Source organism: Pseudomonas sp. AF32 (genome assembly GCF_022342325.2).
Classification (GTDB): domain Bacteria; phylum Pseudomonadota; class Gammaproteobacteria; order Pseudomonadales; family Pseudomonadaceae; genus Aquipseudomonas; species Aquipseudomonas uvaldensis.
Map to the genome: position 1 here is coordinate 1 of NZ_RQJK02000002.1, position 17,769 is coordinate 17,769.

General features: G+C 58.1%; 18 protein-coding genes and 1 rRNA gene. 10 read left to right on the forward strand and 9 right to left on the reverse strand.

Annotated features, from left to right (window positions below):
- Nucleotides 1-184, reverse strand: a 16S ribosomal RNA gene (locus EGM97_RS02255); the annotation flags it as partial.
- Nucleotides 185-729: 545 nt separating this feature from the next.
- Nucleotides 730-1,929, reverse strand: coding sequence for a tyrosine--tRNA ligase (tyrS, locus tag EGM97_RS02260; RefSeq protein WP_238962321.1), 1,200 nt, complete (start codon nt 1,927-1,929; stop codon nt 730-732).
- Between the two features lie 210 nt (nt 1,930-2,139).
- Between tyrS and EGM97_RS02265 the strand changes: the two genes are divergently transcribed.
- Entirely contained in the window at nt 2,140-3,555 is a 1,416-nt protein-coding gene (locus EGM97_RS02265; RefSeq protein ID WP_238962322.1) for a peptidoglycan DD-metalloendopeptidase family protein, read from the forward strand.
- Between the two features lie 3 nt (nt 3,556-3,558).
- Nucleotides 3,559-4,650, forward strand: a complete 1,092-nt coding sequence (locus EGM97_RS02270) for an anhydro-N-acetylmuramic acid kinase (RefSeq protein WP_238962323.1) — start codon at nt 3,559-3,561, stop codon at nt 4,648-4,650.
- A gap of 81 nt (nt 4,651-4,731) precedes the next feature.
- Here the strand turns inward: EGM97_RS02270 and erpA are convergent, their stop codons facing one another.
- Nucleotides 4,732-5,082 (reverse strand): iron-sulfur cluster insertion protein ErpA, encoded by a 351-nt coding sequence (gene erpA / locus EGM97_RS02275; RefSeq protein ID WP_053156455.1) that lies wholly within the window; start codon nt 5,080-5,082, stop codon nt 4,732-4,734.
- Nucleotides 5,083-5,239: 157 nt separating this feature from the next.
- On the reverse strand, nt 5,240-6,274 hold the full coding sequence (gene argC / locus EGM97_RS02280; protein ID WP_232776577.1) for an N-acetyl-gamma-glutamyl-phosphate reductase: 1,035 nt from the start codon (nt 6,272-6,274) through the stop codon (nt 5,240-5,242).
- 132 nt (nt 6,275-6,406) lie between these two features.
- Between argC and hemJ the strand changes: the two genes are divergently transcribed.
- The 6 genes from hemJ to coq7 all read left to right on the forward strand — a co-directional run bounded on the left by hemJ (nt 6,407) and on the right by coq7 (nt 10,831).
- Entirely contained in the window at nt 6,407-6,838 is a 432-nt protein-coding gene (gene hemJ / locus EGM97_RS02285) for a protoporphyrinogen oxidase HemJ (protein ID WP_238962324.1), read from the forward strand.
- A gap of 36 nt (nt 6,839-6,874) precedes the next feature.
- Complete coding sequence (locus EGM97_RS02290; protein WP_238962325.1) at nt 6,875-7,843, forward strand: NAD(P)H-dependent flavin oxidoreductase; 969 nt, start codon at nt 6,875-6,877, stop codon at nt 7,841-7,843.
- A gap of 53 nt (nt 7,844-7,896) precedes the next feature.
- Nucleotides 7,897-8,841: a DUF805 domain-containing protein gene (locus EGM97_RS02295; RefSeq protein ID WP_238962326.1), complete on the forward strand. Its 945-nt coding sequence runs from the start codon at nt 7,897-7,899 to the stop codon at nt 8,839-8,841.
- Nucleotides 8,842-8,903: 62 nt separating this feature from the next.
- Nucleotides 8,904-9,692, forward strand: coding sequence for an SDR family NAD(P)-dependent oxidoreductase (locus tag EGM97_RS02300; protein ID WP_238962327.1), 789 nt, complete (start codon nt 8,904-8,906; stop codon nt 9,690-9,692).
- Nucleotides 9,693-9,771: 79 nt separating this feature from the next.
- Nucleotides 9,772-10,110, forward strand: coding sequence for a histidine triad nucleotide-binding protein (locus EGM97_RS02305; protein ID WP_003316306.1), 339 nt, complete (start codon nt 9,772-9,774; stop codon nt 10,108-10,110).
- A 73-nt stretch (nt 10,111-10,183) separates the two neighbouring features.
- The gene (coq7, locus tag EGM97_RS02310; protein WP_238962328.1) at nt 10,184-10,831 is read left to right on the forward strand and encodes a 2-polyprenyl-3-methyl-6-methoxy-1,4-benzoquinone monooxygenase; all 648 of its coding nucleotides are present in this window, start codon (nt 10,184-10,186) and stop codon (nt 10,829-10,831) included.
- 102 nt (nt 10,832-10,933) lie between these two features.
- On the opposite strand, the gene EGM97_RS02315 is transcribed toward coq7, so the two are convergent.
- Complete coding sequence (locus EGM97_RS02315) at nt 10,934-11,356, reverse strand: OsmC family protein (protein ID WP_042730268.1); 423 nt, start codon at nt 11,354-11,356, stop codon at nt 10,934-10,936.
- Nucleotides 11,357-11,617: 261 nt separating this feature from the next.
- Here EGM97_RS02315 and crp point away from each other — a divergent pair, with 261 nt between their 5' ends.
- Complete coding sequence (gene crp, locus EGM97_RS02320) at nt 11,618-12,262, forward strand: cAMP-activated global transcriptional regulator CRP (protein WP_053156435.1); 645 nt, start codon at nt 11,618-11,620, stop codon at nt 12,260-12,262.
- Here the strand turns inward: crp and EGM97_RS02325 are convergent.
- The 4 genes from EGM97_RS02325 to EGM97_RS02340 are packed head-to-tail and all read right to left on the reverse strand — an operon-like array spanning nt 12,259 to nt 15,444.
- The gene (locus tag EGM97_RS02325) at nt 12,259-12,954 is read right to left on the reverse strand and encodes a lipoate--protein ligase family protein (protein ID WP_238962329.1); all 696 of its coding nucleotides are present in this window, start codon (nt 12,952-12,954) and stop codon (nt 12,259-12,261) included. The two genes, crp and EGM97_RS02325, sit on opposite strands and share 4 nt — an antisense overlap.
- Nucleotides 12,955-12,958: 4 nt before the next feature.
- Nucleotides 12,959-13,795, reverse strand: coding sequence for an indole-3-glycerol phosphate synthase TrpC (trpC, locus tag EGM97_RS02330; protein WP_238962330.1), 837 nt, complete (start codon nt 13,793-13,795; stop codon nt 12,959-12,961).
- The gene (gene trpD, locus EGM97_RS02335; protein WP_238962331.1) at nt 13,792-14,841 is read right to left on the reverse strand and encodes an anthranilate phosphoribosyltransferase; all 1,050 of its coding nucleotides are present in this window, start codon (nt 14,839-14,841) and stop codon (nt 13,792-13,794) included. Before trpD ends, trpC begins: the two co-directional genes overlap by 4 nt.
- Before the next feature lie 9 nt (nt 14,842-14,850).
- Nucleotides 14,851-15,444 carry an aminodeoxychorismate/anthranilate synthase component II gene (locus tag EGM97_RS02340; protein WP_238962332.1) on the reverse strand — a complete coding sequence of 198 codons (594 nt, stop codon included), beginning with the start codon at nt 15,442-15,444 and terminating at the stop codon, nt 14,851-14,853.
- 410 nt (nt 15,445-15,854) lie between these two features.
- On the opposite strand from EGM97_RS02340, the gene estP reads away from it, so the two are divergent.
- Nucleotides 15,855-17,762 carry an esterase EstP gene (estP, locus tag EGM97_RS02345; RefSeq protein ID WP_238962333.1) on the forward strand — a complete coding sequence of 636 codons (1,908 nt, stop codon included), beginning with the start codon at nt 15,855-15,857 and terminating at the stop codon, nt 17,760-17,762.
- Nucleotides 17,763-17,769: the final 7 nt, after the last annotated feature.

The following is a 17,769-nucleotide window of genomic DNA, read 5'->3' on the forward strand; positions in this document are numbered from 1 at the left end:
CGTAGGACGTATGCGGTATTAGCGTCCGTTTCCGAGCGTTATCCCCCACTACCAGGCAGATTCCTAGGCATTACTCACCCGTCCGCCGCTCTCAAGAGGTGCAAGCACCTCCCTACCGCTCGACTTGCATGTGTTAGGCCTGCCGCCAGCGTTCAATCTGAGCCATGATCAAACTCTTCAGTTCAAACATCTTTGGGTTTTGAGAAAACCCTAAACTTGGCTCAGCAATCGTTGGTTACATCTTTGATTTCTCGCGGAGTAACTTGTGATGCTGATAATCTGTTGACTAGCAGTCTGACTCCACAAGCACCCACACGAATTGCTTGATTCAGTTGTTAAAGAGCGGTTGGCTGAGGCTTTCGTCTCAACCGAGGCGCGCATTCTACAGCGCCCCGTGTATCTGTCAAGTGATTATTTTCGAAGTTTTCAAAATTTCTTTTTCAACTTCAACCACTTGCGCTTTCGATCTCTCGTTAGCGGGAGGCGAATTCTACAGCGTTAGTCGCTGCTGTCAACACCTCTTTTTTGCCGCTTTCGACCGAGAAGATCGAACCGTCGACCGAGCCAAGAAACCGCTCTAGCGACTCCTTCCGTGCTTCGATGATTGAAGCCCTGCTCCGCCGAAACTTACTTAACTCATTGAATTTCAAGGAGTTTTCCGTTTCGACTGCGCCGGAAGTGGGGCGAATTATAGAGACTCAGAATCTGCCGTCAACACCTATTTTCAATTTATTCCGGTTTCAGCGTAATGCGCGCAAAAGCCTTCTTACCCGCCTGGCAGACATGGGTAGCGCCAAGCTTATATATATAGGAGCGATCGACAACCTCACCATCCACGCGCACCCCACCCGACCCCAGGAGATCTCGCGCTACCGCCGCATTTTTAACCAGCCCCGCCTTATTAAGGACAGCCGCAATCGGCATATCTTCGCTGGCAGCCAACTCGATCTCAGGCAAATCATCTGGCAACTCACCATCCTTCATGCGATTACCTGCTGCACGGTGAGCATTAGCCGCAGCCTCTTCGCCATGGAAGCGAGCGACTATCTCTTCGGCCAGCTTGATCTTGATATCCCGCGGGTTAGCTCCAGCCTCGACGTCCGCGCGGAACGCGCTGATCTCATCCATGGAGCGGAAGCTAAGCAATTCGAAATAGCGCCACATCAGCGCATCAGGTATGGAAACCAGCTTGCCATACATAACTCCCGGCGCTTCCTGGATGCCGACATAGTTGCCCAACGACTTGGACATCTTCTTCACACCATCCAACCCCTCCAACAGCGGCATAGTCAGGATGCACTGGGCCTCCTGGCCATAGCCACGCTGCAGTTCACGCCCCATTAACAGGTTGAACTTCTGGTCAGTACCACCAAGCTCGACGTCGGCGCGCAACGCAACCGAGTCATACCCCTGGACCAGCGGATAGAGGAACTCATGAATGGCAATCGGCTGATTGGTCGTGTAGCGCTTGTCAAAGTCATCGCGCTCAAGCATGCGAGCCACGGTGTACTGCGAGGTGAGGCGAATAAAGTCCGCAGGCCCCATCTTATCCATCCAGGTAGAGTTGAACGCCACCTCGGTCCTGGCCGGATCAAGAATCTTGAAAACCTGAGCCTTATAGGTTTCGGCATTCTCGAGCACCTGCTCGCGAGTCAACGGCGGACGCGTTGCGCTCTTCCCACTCGGATCACCGATCATCCCGGTGAAATCACCTATAAGGAAGATGACCTGGTGCCCCAGCTCCTGAAACTGACGCAGCTTGTTGATCAGAACGGTGTGCCCCAGATGCAGATCCGGTGCCGTCGGGTCGAAACCAGCCTTGATACGGAGCGGCTGCCCACGCTTGAGCTTTTCGATCAGCTCGGACTCGACCAACAGTTCTTCCGCACCACGTTTGATCAGCGCTAGCTGCTCTTCAACCGACTTCATAACAGACCCGCAAGGCTCAGATTCAAAGGGCCCCAACCATACAAGATCGCGCACCAAATACAAGGTTTGCCCGGCGCACGGAGACCAATCCACAGACAGAGCGTCTGCGGGCTTGCTTCGAAGGGGATTTGGTTATATTTTATACAGTTATTTCATCTTCATCATGTCATTCATCTTTTCCAATTCATCTTTTTAAAAGTCAAATTACTCATGACCACAGAACCGTCTAAAGCGCCACCGCTTTACCCAAAAACCCACTTGCTGGCCGCAAGCGGAATCGCCGCCCTCCTCAGCCTGGCGCTTTTGGTCTTCCCTTCCAGCGACGTTGAAGCCAAAAAGACGACTCTGAGCCTGGAACTGGAAAGCCCCGCCGAACAACTGACACAAGATCAAGACGCTGCCGAAGCCGTCCAAGCCACAAACGAACCGACCGCATCACCTTTCGCGCAAATCGAAAGCAGCTCCGACGACATCACCGAGACCGCCCAGACCGAGCCCGCGGTCGTGGAAGAAAAGAAAGAGCCAGGCCATCGCGAGGTGATCGTGGCCAAGGGCGATACTCTTTCCACCCTGTTTGAAAAGGTTGGCCTGCCCGCGACCTCGGTCCACGAAATTCTGGCCAGCGACAAGCAAGCCAAGCAATTCACCCAGTTGCAACGCGGTCAAAAACTCGAATTCGAACTCAATCCGAATGGAGAGCTGATCAATCTACACACCAAGCTGAGCGACTTGGAAAGCATAACCCTGACCAAAAATGACAAGGGCTATGCATTCAATCGGATTACAACCAAGCCTACCGTTCGATCGGCCTACGTCCACGGTGTCATCAACAGCTCACTGTCGCAGTCGGCCGCACGCGCAGGCCTTTCCCATAGCCTGACCATGGACATGGCCAACGTGTTTGGCTACGACATTGATTTCGCCCAGGATATTCGCCAGGGCGATGAATTCGACGTGATCTACGAACAGAAAGTGGTCAACGGAAAAAGCGTCGGCAACGGCCCTATTCTTTCTGCACGCTTCACCAATCGCGGCAAGACATATACCGCAGTGCGCTATACCAACAAACAAGGCAACAGCAGTTACTACACCGCCGACGGAAACAGCATGCGCAAGGCGTTCATCCGCACACCGGTTGACTTCGCTCGCATCAGCTCGAAATTTTCCGCGGGCCGCAAGCATCCTATCCTGAACAAGATTCGCGCCCATAAAGGTGTCGACTATGCAGCTCCCCGCGGCACGCCAATCAAAGCTGCCGGCGACGGCAAGGTATTGCTGGCCGGCCGTCGTGGCGGTTATGGCAACACCGTCATCATCCAGCACGGCAATACTTACCAGACGCTGTACGGTCATATGCAAGGCTTCGCCAAGGGTGTGAAGACGGGCAGTAGCGTCAAGCAAGGTCAGATCATCGGTTATATCGGCACCACAGGGCTGTCGACCGGGCCACACCTTCACTATGAGTTCCAGGTCAATGGCGTTCACGTCGACCCGCTCGGCCAGAAGCTGCCGATGGCTGACCCGATCGCCAAGTCGGAGCGCGCCCGCTTCCTGGCTCAAAGCCAGCCGTTAATGGCTCGCATGGATCAAGAAAAGGCCACGCTGCTGGCTTCGAGCAAGCGCTAGGCCATGGCACTTTATATCGGTGTGATGTCCGGCACGAGCCTGGATGGGCTGGATATCGCGCTGGTTGAATTGACCTCGGCGATCAGATTGATCGCCACGCATTACACCCCAATGCCCGACGCCTTGCGCAGCGAGCTGCTCGGCCTCTGCACCAGCGGACCCGATGAAATAGCCCGCTCAGCCATCGCCCAGCAAAACTGGGTACAGCTCGCCGCCCTAGGCATCAATGCGCTGCTTGAACATCAGAATGTCAAACCCGAGGATGTAAGAGCAATCGGCAGCCACGGCCAGACTATTCGTCACGAACCAGCCCGAGGCTTCACCGTTCAGATTGGCAACCCCGCCTTACTGAGCGAACTGACCGGCATCACCGTCGTCAGCGATTTTCGCAGCCGCGACGTGGCGGCTGGTGGGCAGGGCGCTCCATTAGTCCCGGCATTTCACGAAGCATTGTTCGAGAAGCGTGATGGCAACCGCGCCGTGTTGAATGTCGGCGGCTTCAGCAATCTCAGCCTGATAGAACCGGGAAAGCCCGTTGCCGGTTTTGATTGCGGCCCTGGCAACGTATTGCTTGATGCCTGGATTTACCAACAGCGCAATGAGCATTTCGACCGCGACGGCCGATGGGCTGCCAGCGGGACAGTAGAGCCAGCTCTGCTCAAGGCCATGCTTAGCGATCCATTTTTTGTCACCAAGGGACCGAAGAGCACGGGGCGGGAAGTGTTCAATCTACCTTGGCTGACCCGACACCTGTCGTGCCTGCCCCCTTTCGCCGCCGAGAATGTGCAGGCAACCCTGCTCGAACTCACAGCCCTGACCATCGTCGAGTCTCTGCAAAATGCCCTGGCTGATACCCGAGAATTGCTGGTATGTGGCGGCGGTGCCCACAACCTCGCCCTCATGGAACGCCTGGCCGAGCTTATGCCGAGCACAAAGGTCAGCAACACCGCAGCCTATGGCGTAGACCCGGACTGGGTCGAGGCGATGGCTTTCGCATGGCTCGCTCACTGCTGCCTTGAAAACATTCCTGCGAATCGCCCCAGCGTCACGGGAGCTCGAGGCCTGCGGATACTCGGCGCCATTTATCCCGCCTGAGCTTTCCTGCACCCTCGGACAACAAAAAGCCGCAGGGCCTCTAAGGCTCTGCGGCTTTTTTCGCTGAAGCTGTCGCGACAATCAGATCGAGAACGACGAACCGCAACCACAGGTAGTCGTGGCATTCGGATTCTTGATCACGAAACGTGACCCTTCCAGACCTTCCTGATAATCCACCTCGGCACCTGCCAGGTATTGGAAGCTCATCGGATCGACGACCAGACTGACGCCTTCGCGCTCGACGACAGTGTCATCCTCAGCCACTTCTTCATCGAACGTGAAGCCATACTGAAAACCTGAACAGCCGCCGCCCGTCACAAACACCCGTAGCTTCAAACGATCATTCCCCTCCTCGTCGACCAGGCTCTTCACCTTGTGCGCAGCACCGTGGGTGAATTGCAAAGCCGTGGGGGTGAAGGTTTCGACGCTCATGCTGAATATCTCCCGGCGTTTACGCCGCCATAATGCGTGATGGCAGGCATTATCCGCTTCTCCTACAAAATCGGTCAACTATTTGAGGAGCAGCGGTGAACCACAACGTTTAAGAGCTGCAAACCGTTAGCCTTGAGCTTGCAGCCTGTAATTATAGTTACGGCAACATCCCCGCATGGGACAAGCCCAGCCGTTCATCCAGCCCGAACAGGATGTTGAGGTTCTGCACTGCCTGGCCAGAGGCGCCCTTGACCAGGTTATCAATGACCGACAACACCACGACCAGATCGCCATCCTGCGGGCGATGCACCGCAATCCGGCAAACGTTCGCACCCCGAACGCTACGGGTCTCCGGATGACTCCCGGCCGGCATCACATCGACGAAGGGCTCGTCGGCATAGCGTTTTTCGAACAATGCCTGCAGGTCTACGGAGCGATCGGCGACGGTCGCGTAAAGGGTGGAATGGATCCCACGGATCATGGGGGTCAGGTGCGGCACGAATGTAAGACCGACCTCTTTACCCGCTGCCCGGCGCAACCCCTGGCGAATTTCCGGCAGGTGGCGATGCCCTTTCACGGCATACGCCTTCAGGCTTTCCGACGTCTCGCTGTACAACGAACCGACGCTGGCACCACGACCGGCGCCACTGACACCGGATTTGCAGTCAGCAATCAGACGTGAAGTATCGGCGAGCCCAGCCTCGAGCAATGGCAAGAAGCCCAGTTGCGTCGCGGTCGGATAGCAACCCGGCACCGCGATCAACCGCGCCTGCCTGATTTTCTCGCGATTGACTTCCGGCAATCCATAGACCGCTTCATCCAGCAGCTCCGGCGCCCCGTGGGGCTGGCCGTACCACTTGGCCCATTCGTCCGCATCCTGCAGTCGGAAGTCCGCCGACAGGTCAATGACCTTGGTCCCGGCCGCCAGCAATTCGCCCGCCAGGGCATGGGCGACGCCATGCGGCGTGGCGAAGAACACCACATCGCAGGCACCGAGAGTCTTGATATCTGGAACGCTGAATGCCAGGCCATCATAGTGGCCTCGCAGGTTAGGGTACATATCGGCCACGGCCAGGCCTGCCTCGGATCGGGAGGTGATGACCACTACTTCAGCCTGCGGATGTTGTGCCAACAGACGCAGCAGTTCGACACCGGTGTAACCCGTGCCGCCGACGATACCGACCTTGACCATAAACCTGCCCTCAACGAACCACTGGAAAACCGTCGATGATAGGGCTGGCGCGGCGCTGCGACAACCGCCAAGGTGACGTGTGGCGACTCTAACCTCTACTATCGGGCTACCGTGAATCCTGGAATCGACAAAATGCTTTATCTATGGCTCAAAGCGCTGCATATCGTCAGCATGGTCTGCTGGTTCGCCGGCCTGTTTTATCTACCTCGCCTTTTTGTCTATCACGCCCAGAGCGAAGACAGCATCAGCAAGGAACGCTTCACCATCATGGAGCGCAAGTTATATCGCGGCATCATGGGCCCAGCGATGATCGCGACCCTGGTGTTCGGCGTCTGGCTGCTCAGCCTCAACGCCGGCGCTTACTTCACCCAGGCCGGGTGGATGCATGCCAAATTGACCCTGGTCGTGTTGTTGATAGGCTATCACCACATGTGCGGTGCCCAACTGAAGCGCTTCGCCCGTGGCGAGAACACCCGCAGCCATGTCTTTTATCGCTGGTTCAATGAAGTGCCGGTATTGATATTGCTGGCTATCGTAATTCTGGTCGTGGTTCGGCCGTTCTAACTTCCAATCGACGAATCTTATCCGGGGTACTTCCAGATGACGTTACCCGCTCTGCTTGAACAACGCCTGCGCCTGCCCGTCGTGGCGGCGCCGATGTTCCTGATTTCCAACCCGCAGCTGGTGCTGGCGTGTTGTCGCAACGGTATCGTCGGCAGCTTCCCCGCGTTGAATCAGCGCGAAAGCAGTGGCTTCAAGGCCTGGCTGGAGGAAATTGAAGCGGGTCTGAGGACGATGGAAAACCCTGCCCCCTATGCCGTCAACCTGATCGTCCACCAAAGCAATCCGAGGCTCGAGGCTGACTTGGCGATCTGCATCGAGCACAAGGTACCGATTGTCATCACCAGCCTCGGCGCAGTGAAAGAGCTGGTGGATGCGGTCCACGGCTATGGGGGCCTGGTGTTCCATGATGTGACCACACGCCGCCATGCCGAGAAGGCGGCCGCCGCCGGTGTCGATGGATTGATCGCCGTGGCTGCCGGCGCGGGCGGGCACGCCGGCACATGGAGCCCGTTTGCGCTGATCGCGGAAATCAGGCAATTCTTCGACAAGGCCCTGCTGCTGGCGGGATGCCTGAACCACGGCCATGAGATTCTGGCAGCTCAATTGCTCGGCGCGGACCTGGCCTACTTGGGAACGCGCTTTATCGGTACGACCGAAAGTCATGCGCCTGACGCTTATAAGGAGATGTTGCTCACATCCCGCGCCGCGGACATCGTGCATACTCCCGCAGTCTCCGGAGTGCCTGCGAGCTTCATGCGACAAAGCCTGGAAAACGCCGGTTTCGACCCGGCCGCCCTGCAACGCAAAGGGGAGGTGGACTTTGGTTCGAAACTCAAGCCGCTGAACGATGAAGCCAAGGCCTGGAAAACCGTGTGGTCCGCAGGCCAGGGTGTAGGTGAAATCCACGACTTGCCAAGTGTCGACCAATTGGTCAGACGCCTGGATGAAGAATACCGTCAGGCGCAGGCCCGGGCGGTGCGGCTTGGCGGTCAATGGCCTCGCTGAGACTAACTGATCACAACACAAATACTTAAATTCGAATGACAAGGATGCCCGGCATGAGCGAACCCCGTTTCAACATCGTATTCGACGGAGCCCTGCTGCCGGGCGTCGATACGAACACAGCCAAGCTCAATCTCGCTGAGCTGTTCAAGAGCGACGTCAGCGCCATCGAGCGATTGTTTGGCGGGCACAAGGTAGCCCTCAAAAGCAACCTGTCCCAGACCGAAGCGCAGAAATACCTGGAAGCCCTCAATAAGAGCGGAATCGATGCGCGCATCGAAGCAGAGCCATCCCTCCAACTGAATCTGAACGAAGTGCGGCACTCGCCACAGCAACCGCAGCCCCATGAATCAGTCATCGAACCCGCGTCGCCCTATGCGCCCCCACGGGCACAGGTCGGAGAAGCGGTCGCCGAGTTTGGCACGCTCAAGCCATTCAGCTTCGAAGGCCGTATCGGGCGGCTGCGATACCTGGCCTGGACCATGTCGCTGACGCTGGTCATGATGTTGATCGTCGGCGTGGCCTTTGCGCTCGGTGCGGCCTGGATTTTCACCTCCGCCTCGACGGCGGCCATGATCGTCGGCGGCCTGCTGGCGTTGATTGTCTTCCTCGGCTTTGCCTATGTAAGCATTCAGTTCAACGTCCAGCGCCTGCATGACCTGGGCTGGTCCGGGTGGCTTTGGCTGCTCACCCTTGTTCCGTTCGTGGGTAGCATCTTCCCGTTTGTGCTCATCATTGCTCCCGGCAACGAAGGGCCCAATCGCTATGGCCCACCGCCACCGCGCAACTCCACAGCGGTGAAAGTTCTGGCATCGCTCTGGCTGGTAATGATCGTGCTGATATTCTTCGCCACGCTGGCCGGTGTCTTCAGCGCTATCGAGGAACAATACGGCAGCAGTTCGCTCAGCAGCTACGAAAGCAGCGAGTACACCGATGACGCCGCTGCAGAACCCGCCGCCGAACCCGCCGAGCCTTCTGTAGACTATGAGGAGGAACAATAAGCGCGCTTCGCGCCGGTGACGGCTCAGTTCACTGGTAGCGGGCCGTTGCGATGGAGAACTGCATGACCCGTTACGCTCTGATCACCGGTGCTTCCAGCGGCATCGGCCTTGCCATGGCCGAAGCCCTGGCCCGGCGCGGCCGAAACCTGATCTTGGTGGCCCGCCAGCGTGATCGGCTGGAAAGTATTGCAATAGAGCTGACTCAACGGTTTGACGTGGAGGTCTTGTTCCGGGCATGCGACCTGGGGGAGCCACTGAGACTGTCTGGTTTTCTGCTGGAGCTGGAGGAAGGTGAACGGCAGATCGATCTGCTGGTCAACTGCGCCGGCATGGGCACCTGCGGTCCGTTCCTGGGCCAGGACTGGATGACCGAACAAGACCTGATCGAAGTCAACATCCTCGCCCTGACACGCCTCTGTCACGCCGTCGGCAATAGCATGGCCCTGCATGGCGGCGGACAGATCCTGAACGTTGCCTCGATCGCGGCGTTCCAGCCAGGCCCCTGGATGAGTACCTATTACGCCAGTAAAGCCTATGTACTGCACTTCTCCGAAGCCCTGCGGGTCGAGCTGAAGAAATGCGCAATCAAGGTATCGGTACTTTGCCCCGGACCGACCCGGACCGAGTTTTTCGCCAGGGCACAGCTGAACGAACGAAAACTCATCGACAGCCAGCCACTGATGAGCCCCGAGGAAGTAGCGCTTTATGCCGTACGCGCCCTGGACAAGAACCGGGCAATCATCATTCCGGGACGGCGCAACCGCTGGTTGGCCCGGTTACCGCGACTGGGGCCACGCTGGCTGGTCAGGTCTCTCGCAGGCATGATCAACAAGGCTTACTGTCCCCGTTGAATAAAACCAGAAGCGAAACCGAGCCCACCCGCCGAACCTTCAGTACACTCGAGCTCCACGACCCTAGGGAGAAACTGCTGTGGATACTCTGTTTACCAAGATCATCAACCGGGAGATCCCGGCCAAGATCATTTACGAGGATGATCAGGTCCTGGCCTTCCATGACATCGCCCCGCAGGCACCGGTACATTTTCTGGTCATTCCAAAGAAACCGATCCGCACCCTCAATGATTTGACCGAAGAAGACAAGGGACTGGCCGGGCATATTCTGTTCACTGCCCAACGCCTGGCGCTTGAGCTCGGTTGCGAGGAAGGATTTCGCGTCGTGATGAATTGCAATGAACTTGGCGGACAGACCGTCTATCACATCCATATGCATGTATTGGGACAGCGCCAGATGAACTGGCCACCGGGTTGATACCCTGATTCAACGCAAATCCTGAACGGCCGGTTGGGTTAAACTGGTCGCCATGATTTTTCCGGAGGTAAGCATGACCACCCAACGTCACTACTCGCCGATCGACCGCCTGTTGCTGCAAGCCGATACCGCGATGCGCACGCTACTGCCCTTCAGTGGTCAGCCGTACCGCCCTTCACCGGCAATCCTGCAGCCGGACGCGCAACTGAGTGACGAGCAGTCCCGCCACGTTGCGGGACTGATGCGCATCAACCACACCGGCGAAGTCTGCGCCCAGGCGCTGTATCAGGGCCAAGCCCTGACAGCGAAGCTGCCGCAGGTGCGCGAGGCGATGGAGCATGCAGCAGAGGAAGAAGTCGACCATCTGGTCTGGTGCGAACAGCGCATTCGCCAATTGGGCAGCCATACCAGCGTATTGAACCCACTGTTCTACGGTATGTCATTTGGAATAGGCGCAGTGGCTGGGTTGATCAGCGACAAAGTCAGCCTGGGATTCGTCGCGGCGACGGAACATCAGGTATGCAAACATCTGGACGAGCATCTTGAGCAACTGCCACCAGAGGATGAAAAGTCCCGAGCGATTCTGGAGCAGATGCGCGAGGACGAGGAACACCATGCGCAAAGTGCTCTCGAGGCCGGCGGTTTCCGTTTTCCGTCGCCGGTAAAGTTCGGCATGAGCCTGCTGGCCAAGGTCATGACCAAGAGCACCTATCGGATCTGATGACCGCGTCGCCTGTCAGAACGAAGCAGCACTACAAAAAAAGCGAGGGCCCAAACAGGGCCCTCGCTTTTTTTGTCCGGACGCGGCATGTTGCCTACCGGCTCAACCCAACTCGATGATTTCATAATCATGGGTGATTTCAACGCCGGCGGCGCCCAGCATGATCGACGCCGAGCAGTATTTTTCGGCGGACAATTCAATGGCACGCTTGACCTGGGCCTCCTTCAAGGCGCGTCCCTTGACCACGAAATGCATGTGGATCTTGGTGAACACCTTCGGATCTTCAGTCGCACGCTCTGCCTCCAGAAAAGCCTCGCAACTTTCGACAGCCTGGCGCGACTTCTTGAGAATGCTGACCACATCGAAGTTACTGCAGCCACCCACGCCCAGCAGGAGCATTTCCATCGGCCGTACACCCAGGTTCCGACCACCGGCATCGGGCGGGCCGTCCATCACGACCACATGACCGCTGCCAGACTCACCGAGGAACATGGCTTCGCCAGCCCATTGGATGCGTGCCTTCATCGCCAAGACTCCACTGTCTAAAAAAGGGTCGCCAGCTTAGCACAGCGCTCCTCCTGGCAGTCTTCAGCGTGCGATGCCAACACCATTCGTCAAGGAAACCCGCTTGCGGGACGGGGCGCTAGGTAAATTCTCGAATCAATTCAGAGAGCTCTGTTAAGCTGGCGGCCATTCGCTGGCGTATCGCCAGCTTTTAGCGATAGCCATTCGCATCCATAAAAAAAACCAAACCAACATATATCGCGCAGTCTTTCGGGATCAACCATGGTTGCCATTACTCCCACGTTCAAGATCAAGAACCTCGACAAGCTCTTGATGCATTGCCAGCGTCGCCGCTACCCGGCCAAACACAACATCATCTGCGCCGGCGATCGTTCCGATACGCTGTTTTTCATCATCAAGGGGTCGGTCACTATCCTGATCGAAGACGAAGATGGGCGAGAAATGATCATCGCCTACCTTAACTCAGGGGACTTCTTCGGTGAGCTGGGGTTATTCGAGCAGGCGGGCAAGGAGCAGGAGCGCAGCGCCTGGGTGCGGACCAAGATCGAATGCGAAGTTGCAGAAATCAGCTACAGCAAATTCCGGGAGTTGTCCCTCCAGGACCCGGACATCCTTTATGTACTCGGCGGCCAGATCGCCCAGCGCCTACGCAATACCACCCGCAAGGTGGGCGACCTCGCCTTCTTTGACGTGACCGGTCGTGTCGCCCGCTGCCTGTTGGAGCTGTGCAAGCAGCCCGATGCCATGACTCACCCGGACGGCATGCAGATCAAGGTAACCCGACAGGAAATCGGTCGCATAGTGGGTTGCTCAAGGGAAATGGTCGGCCGCGTGCTCAAGGACCTGGAAGAGCGCAATCTGGTAAGCGTGAAGGGAAAGACAATGGTGGTGTTCGGTACGCGCTAGAACAGCTCACCCGCCAGATCCCGATACAGCGCCTCGAGCCGCTCCAGCGCGTGAGGGGCGGGGAATTTCTCATGCAGGGCGATGTGGCTCTCGGCCCGGACCCGCTGCTCCAGGCCACAGGCTTCGTTGAAACGATTGACCGCGGCAACCATCGACTCTCGTTCGTTGTCCAGCAACAGCGCCCCATGCACCAGACCTACAGGACGTTGGCCACCCTTGCTCTGGCGCCAGCGCTGAGCGGTGCCAACCATTTTCCGACCATCGAGATTGACATTGAATCGACCGTCGCAAAATGCCCCGTCGACTTCCCCCAGCGAAGCCACTCCACCGAGCTCATCCAACAGCTGGCATATGGGATCGCACAATCGGCGATACGCGGTTTCAATCCGACCGTGATCACCTTCACTGCGTGGAGGTGCATAAACAAGGGCGATGTTGACAGTGGCAGCAGACTGCGGCACCGGCTCTCCTCCCGTTTCGCGCAGCAACACCGGCCAACCGTTCGCTGCCGATACGTCACAGGCGTGCTCGAATCCCGGCAAGCGACTCAAACGGCGCGGCATGACCAGCGCACGGTCGTCGGGGCGCCAGAATAGCAGGCCGAACTCGGCATCACCGGCACAGATACTGGCCAACAAATCCTGTTCGGCTTCCAGGCCAGTCTCTACGGCGAGGGAGATCACCGGTGACATGGCATCAATCAAGCGTCGAACCGCTCACCGGAATGCCACGCTCGGGAAAGAACAGGCGTTGCAGCTCCGTGCCCGGGCTTTCGGCGCGCATGAAGGCCTCGCCCACCAGGAACGAGTACACGTCGTTGACTTCCATCAGCTCGACGTCGGCACGGTTGAGGATGCCGCTTTCGGTAATGACCAGCCGATCACGCGGGATGCGTGGCAGCAAGTCCAGGGTGGTTTCCAGGCTGACGTCAAAGGTATGCAGGTTGCGGTTGTTAATGCCCACCAGCCGGGTGTCCAGGGTCTTCAGGGCCCGATCCAGCTCTTCGCCGTCATGCACCTCTACCAGCACGTCCAGGCCCACGCTCTTGGCAACGGCCGCCAGCTCAGCCATTTTCACATCGTCCAGGGCGGAGACAATCAGCAACACACAGTCGGCGCCCAGCGCACGGGCTTCAATGATCTGATACGGATCGATCATGAAATCCTTGCGAATCACCGGCAGATTGCATGCGCCACGCGCCTGCTTGAGGTAATCGTCGGCACCTTGGAAAAAGTCGATGTCGGTGAGTACCGAGAGGCAAGTCGCTCCGCCCTTCTCATAACTCCTGGCGATGTCGGCCGGAATGAAATGTTCGCGGATCACGCCCTTGCTGGGGGAAGCCTTCTTGATCTCGGCAATCACCGCCGGCTGCTTTTTCTTCGCTTGATCAATCAGTGACTTGGCGAAACCACGAGGCGCATCCGCCGAACGTGCCAGGTTTTCCAGCTCGGCCAGACTGACCCGGGCACTGCGCTCGGCCACTTCCTCAGCCTTGCGAGCCAGGATTTTTTCCAGAACCGTTGGCACGCTCATCCTTCGTTCTCCACTTTGAATACGGCGGTAAATGCACCCAGCTCTTCCAGCTTCTCCCGAGCCAGGCCAGTGTGCAAGGCATCATGGGCCAGTTCCACGCCCTGCTTGAGGGTGCTGGCGTGGTCGGCGGCATACAACGCCGCACCGGCGTTGAGCGTGATCATCTCAGCGGCCTTCTGGCCATTCTCGGTCTTGCGACGCCCCAGGGCATCACGGATCAGCTCCAGCGACTGGGCCGGCCCCTCCACGGCCAGACCATGCAAGCTCTGGCTCTTCATACCCAGGTCTTCAGGTTCGACCCAATATTCGCTGATCTGATCATTCTTCAGCTCAGCCACGAAAGTGGGGGCCGCCAGACTGAACTCGTCCAGGCCATCCTTCGAATGGACCACCAGCACATGCTTGCTACCCAAACGTTGCAGCACCTCCGCCAACGGCCGGCACAACGCCTGGCTGAACACTCCAACCACCTGATGTTTCACGCCGGCCGGATTCGTAAGCGGGCCAAGCATGTTGAACAGCGTGCGAAGGCCCAGTTCACGACGCGGTGCAGCGGCATGCTTCATGGCACTGTGATGAGTCTGGGCGAACATAAAGCCGATGCCGACATTGTCGATGCAGCGCGCCACCTGGACGGGCGTGAGGTTCAGGTAGATACCGGCGGCTTCCAGCAGGTCAGCGCTGCCGCTCTTGCCCGAGACCGCGCGATTGCCATGCTTGGCCACGGTGCAACCGGCCGCCGCAACGACAAATGCCGAAGCGGTGGACACGTTGAAGATATTCGCCCCGTCGCCACCAGTGCCAACCACATCCACCACACCGTCCAATGTCTTGAGCTCGACCTTGTCCGCCAGCTCGCGCATGACCGAGACCGCGCCGACGATTTCATCGATGCTCTCGCTTTTCATGCGCATGGCCATCATGAACGCGCCAATCTGCGCATCGGTGCATTGACCGGTCATGATTTCGCGCATCACATCGCGCATCTCGTCGGTGCTCAGGTCGAGATGGCCGACGATACGGCTCAGGGCTGTCTTGATATCCATGAAAAGTCCTTAGCGCGTGCCGCCGGTTTGTTTGAGGAAGTTGGCGAACAGCTCGTGACCCTGTTCGGTGAGAATAGACTCGGGATGAAATTGCACACCCTCGATATTCAACGTCTTGTGGCGCAGCCCCATGATCTCGTCCATGGAACCGTCTTCGAGCTGGGTCCAGGCGGTCACCTCCAGACAGTCGGGCAGGTTTTCCCGCTTGACGATGAGCGAGTGGTAACGAGTGACGGTGAGCGGCCGGTTCAGCCCTTCGAATACGCCCTTGTCCTCGTGGAATACCGGGCTAGTCTTACCGTGCATGACTTGTCGGGCGCGCACCACCTCGCCGCCAAAGGCCTGCCCGATTGACTGGTGCCCCAGGCAGACCCCCAGGATGGGCAGCTTGCCGGCAAAATACTTGATGGCGTCGATAGAAACGCCCGCTTCGGTCGGCGTGCATGGGCCAGGCGAAACCACGATGCGCTCCGGCTTGAGGGCTTCGATTTCGGCGATGGTCAATTCGTCGTTGCGCACGACCCGGACCTCGGAGCCCAGCTCGCCCAGGTACTGCACAACGTTATAGGTAAAGGAGTCGTAGTTATCGATCATCAGCAACATGGCGTAAGCAACCTTTTGAATTCACTGACTTTAATTACAGCCTTCGAGATAAACCCGCGCGGTATTGCGCTTGGCAGGGCATGTGATGCGCCAGCGAAGCGGCTTTCAAGCAGGTAAAGAAGGCAAATCGGTACAGGTCCGGCGCAGCCGGCAGGGAATATTCAGGCGCGCCAACGCCAACGGGCGTGTGCCTTGATCATTTGATCCGGAAGCTTGCTGACAATCGACACAGGGGAAGTCTCGTTCATACGTTCCGGCACAGTAGCCTAGCTGGGCGGAGCACGCAATATGACCGAACCCGAAGGGCTTTGAAACAATCGCGACCTTCGGGAAGATGGCAAAACGCGGAAAGTTTTTGGTACTGTCGTTCCGCCTTTCTAACAACAATAAGATAAAAACGGACTTTACCCATGAACAAAAAGACGTTGTTCGTACCGATTGCCGGTTGCCTGCTGGCGATGGCTTGTTCCCCGGCGAGCGCCGCCCCCAATCCGTACTCCCAGTTCATCGTGTTCGGCGACAGCCTCAACGATGCTGGCCAGTTCGCCGACCCGAACGGCCCGCCCGGCTCGACTACGCGCTATACCAACCGAACCGGCCCGAATTACACGAATGGCAGCGGTGAAGCCTATTCCGCCAACTCCACCCAGTTGCTCGGCGGGCGCCTGGGCTATTCCGCCGACGAAACAGCCGCCTCCACGTCGGCGGTCCGTGCCAGCGAGGGGCTGGCAGACGGCAATAACTGGGCGGTAGGCGGCTATCGCACCGACCAGATCCTCGAATCGATTACCGGCGTATCCGACACCGGCGAGCGCAGCCGTCCCGGCTACCTGCAATCCAATGGTCTGCGCGCCGACCCGAATGCGCTGTATTACCTTTCCGGTGGTGGCAACGATTTTCTTCAAGGACGTGTATTGACTCCCGAGCAAGCGAACCAGGCCGCGGGCCGCCTGGCCGACAGTGTCCAGGCACTGCAAACGGCCGGCGCCCGATATGTGATGGTCTGGCTGTTGCCCGACCTGGGCCTGACCCCCGCTCTCAATGGCGGCCCTTTGCAGGACACCTTTTCGCAACTGGGCAATCAGTTCAACCAACACCTGCTCACGCGATTGCAAGGCATCGATGCCGAAATCATTCCGTTGAACATTCCGCTTTTACTGAAGGAAAGCTTCGCCGATCCGGCAAGATTCGGCCTCGCCACCGGTGAGAACCTCACTGCAACCTGCTTCAGCGGCAATGGCTGCACGGAAAACGCCACCTACGGCATCAACAGTGCCACGCCGGACCCCAGCAAGCTGATCTACAACGACGCGGTCCATCCGACCGAAACCGGGCAAAAACTGATCGCCGACTATGCCTTCTCCCTACTCGCGGCACCATGGGAACTGACGTTGTTGCCGGAAATGGCCCACTCGACTCTGCGGGCTCACCAGGACGAATTACGCAGCCAATGGCAGTCGGATTGGGAGGATTGGCAGGCGGTCGGCCAGTGGCGAGCCATCGTCGCGGGGGGCGGACAACATCTGGACCTGGACAGTCAGGGCAGCGGCGCCAGCGCCGACGGCAGCGGCTACAACCTCAACGTAGGTGGCAGCTATCGCCTCAACGAGGCTTGGCGCGTAGGGGTCGCCGCCGGTTTCTACCGCCAGGACATGTCGGCAGGCCATAACGACTCGGACTACAAACTCAACAGCTACCTGGCGACCGCTTTCGCCCAGTTCCAACAAAATCGTTGGTGGGCCGATGCGGCACTGACCGGTGGCAAGCTCGACTACGACAATCTGGAGCGCAAGTTCGACCTGGGCGTCAACGAAGCACAGGAGAAAGGCGACACAGACGGCCATCTATGGGCATTCAGTACTCGCGTGGGCTACGACATTGCCCAGCCGGGCAGCGAGTGGCACCTTTCGCCGTTTATCAGCGCCGATTATGCGAAGGTGGAAGTCGATAAATATTCGGAAAAGAGCAACCGCTCCACGGCCCTGACCTTCGATGACCAGAAGCGCGACTCGAAACGCCTGGGCATCGGCCTGCAGGGCAAATACAACTTCACCCGTCAGACCCAGGTGTATGGCGAGTATGCCCACGAACGTGAGTACGAAGACGATACCCAGAAAGTGAACATCGCCCTTAACAGCCTGCCCGCCAACGACTTCACGCTTGAAGGCTATACGCCCCAGAGTCATCTGAATCGCCTGAGCCTGGGCGTCAGTCACAAGTTGACTAACGAGTTGGCTCTGCGAGGAGGTTATACGTTGCGAAAGGATGACGACCTCACCCAGCAAGGGATAAGTCTCGGGGTCAGCCTGGACTTCTGATTCGATG

Excerpts from the sequence above, each read along its gene's own strand:
- erpA (WP_053156455.1), bottom strand. The coding sequence starts at position 5,082 with ATGAGCGTCGAAACCTTCACCCCCACGGCTTTGCAATTCACCCACGGT.
- EGM97_RS02325 (WP_238962329.1), bottom strand. The coding sequence starts at position 12,954 with ATGTCACCGGTGATCTCCCTCGCCGTAGAGACTGGCCTGGAAGCCGAA.
- EGM97_RS02290 (WP_238962325.1), top strand. The coding sequence starts at position 6,875 with ATGACGTTACCCGCTCTGCTTGAACAACGCCTGCGCCTGCCCGTCGTG.
- coq7 (WP_238962328.1), top strand. The coding sequence starts at position 10,184 with ATGACCACCCAACGTCACTACTCGCCGATCGACCGCCTGTTGCTGCAA.
- tyrS (WP_238962321.1), bottom strand. The coding sequence starts at position 1,929 with ATGAAGTCGGTTGAAGAGCAGCTAGCGCTGATCAAACGTGGTGCGGAA.
- crp (WP_053156435.1), top strand. The coding sequence starts at position 11,618 with ATGGTTGCCATTACTCCCACGTTCAAGATCAAGAACCTCGACAAGCTC.
- argC (WP_232776577.1), bottom strand. The coding sequence starts at position 6,274 with ATGGTCAAGGTCGGTATCGTCGGCGGCACGGGTTACACCGGTGTCGAA.
- EGM97_RS02295 (WP_238962326.1), top strand. The coding sequence starts at position 7,897 with ATGAGCGAACCCCGTTTCAACATCGTATTCGACGGAGCCCTGCTGCCG.
- trpD (WP_238962331.1), bottom strand. The coding sequence starts at position 14,841 with ATGGATATCAAGACAGCCCTGAGCCGTATCGTCGGCCATCTCGACCTG.
- EGM97_RS02270 (WP_238962323.1), top strand. The coding sequence starts at position 3,559 with ATGGCACTTTATATCGGTGTGATGTCCGGCACGAGCCTGGATGGGCTG.
- EGM97_RS02300 (WP_238962327.1), top strand. The coding sequence starts at position 8,904 with ATGACCCGTTACGCTCTGATCACCGGTGCTTCCAGCGGCATCGGCCTT.
- EGM97_RS02265 (WP_238962322.1), top strand. The coding sequence starts at position 2,140 with ATGACCACAGAACCGTCTAAAGCGCCACCGCTTTACCCAAAAACCCAC.
- trpC (WP_238962330.1), bottom strand. The coding sequence starts at position 13,795 with ATGAGCGTGCCAACGGTTCTGGAAAAAATCCTGGCTCGCAAGGCTGAG.
- EGM97_RS02315 (WP_042730268.1), bottom strand. The coding sequence starts at position 11,356 with ATGAAGGCACGCATCCAATGGGCTGGCGAAGCCATGTTCCTCGGTGAG.
- estP (WP_238962333.1), top strand. The coding sequence starts at position 15,855 with ATGAACAAAAAGACGTTGTTCGTACCGATTGCCGGTTGCCTGCTGGCG.
- EGM97_RS02340 (WP_238962332.1), bottom strand. The coding sequence starts at position 15,444 with ATGTTGCTGATGATCGATAACTACGACTCCTTTACCTATAACGTTGTG.
- hemJ (WP_238962324.1), top strand. The coding sequence starts at position 6,407 with ATGCTTTATCTATGGCTCAAAGCGCTGCATATCGTCAGCATGGTCTGC.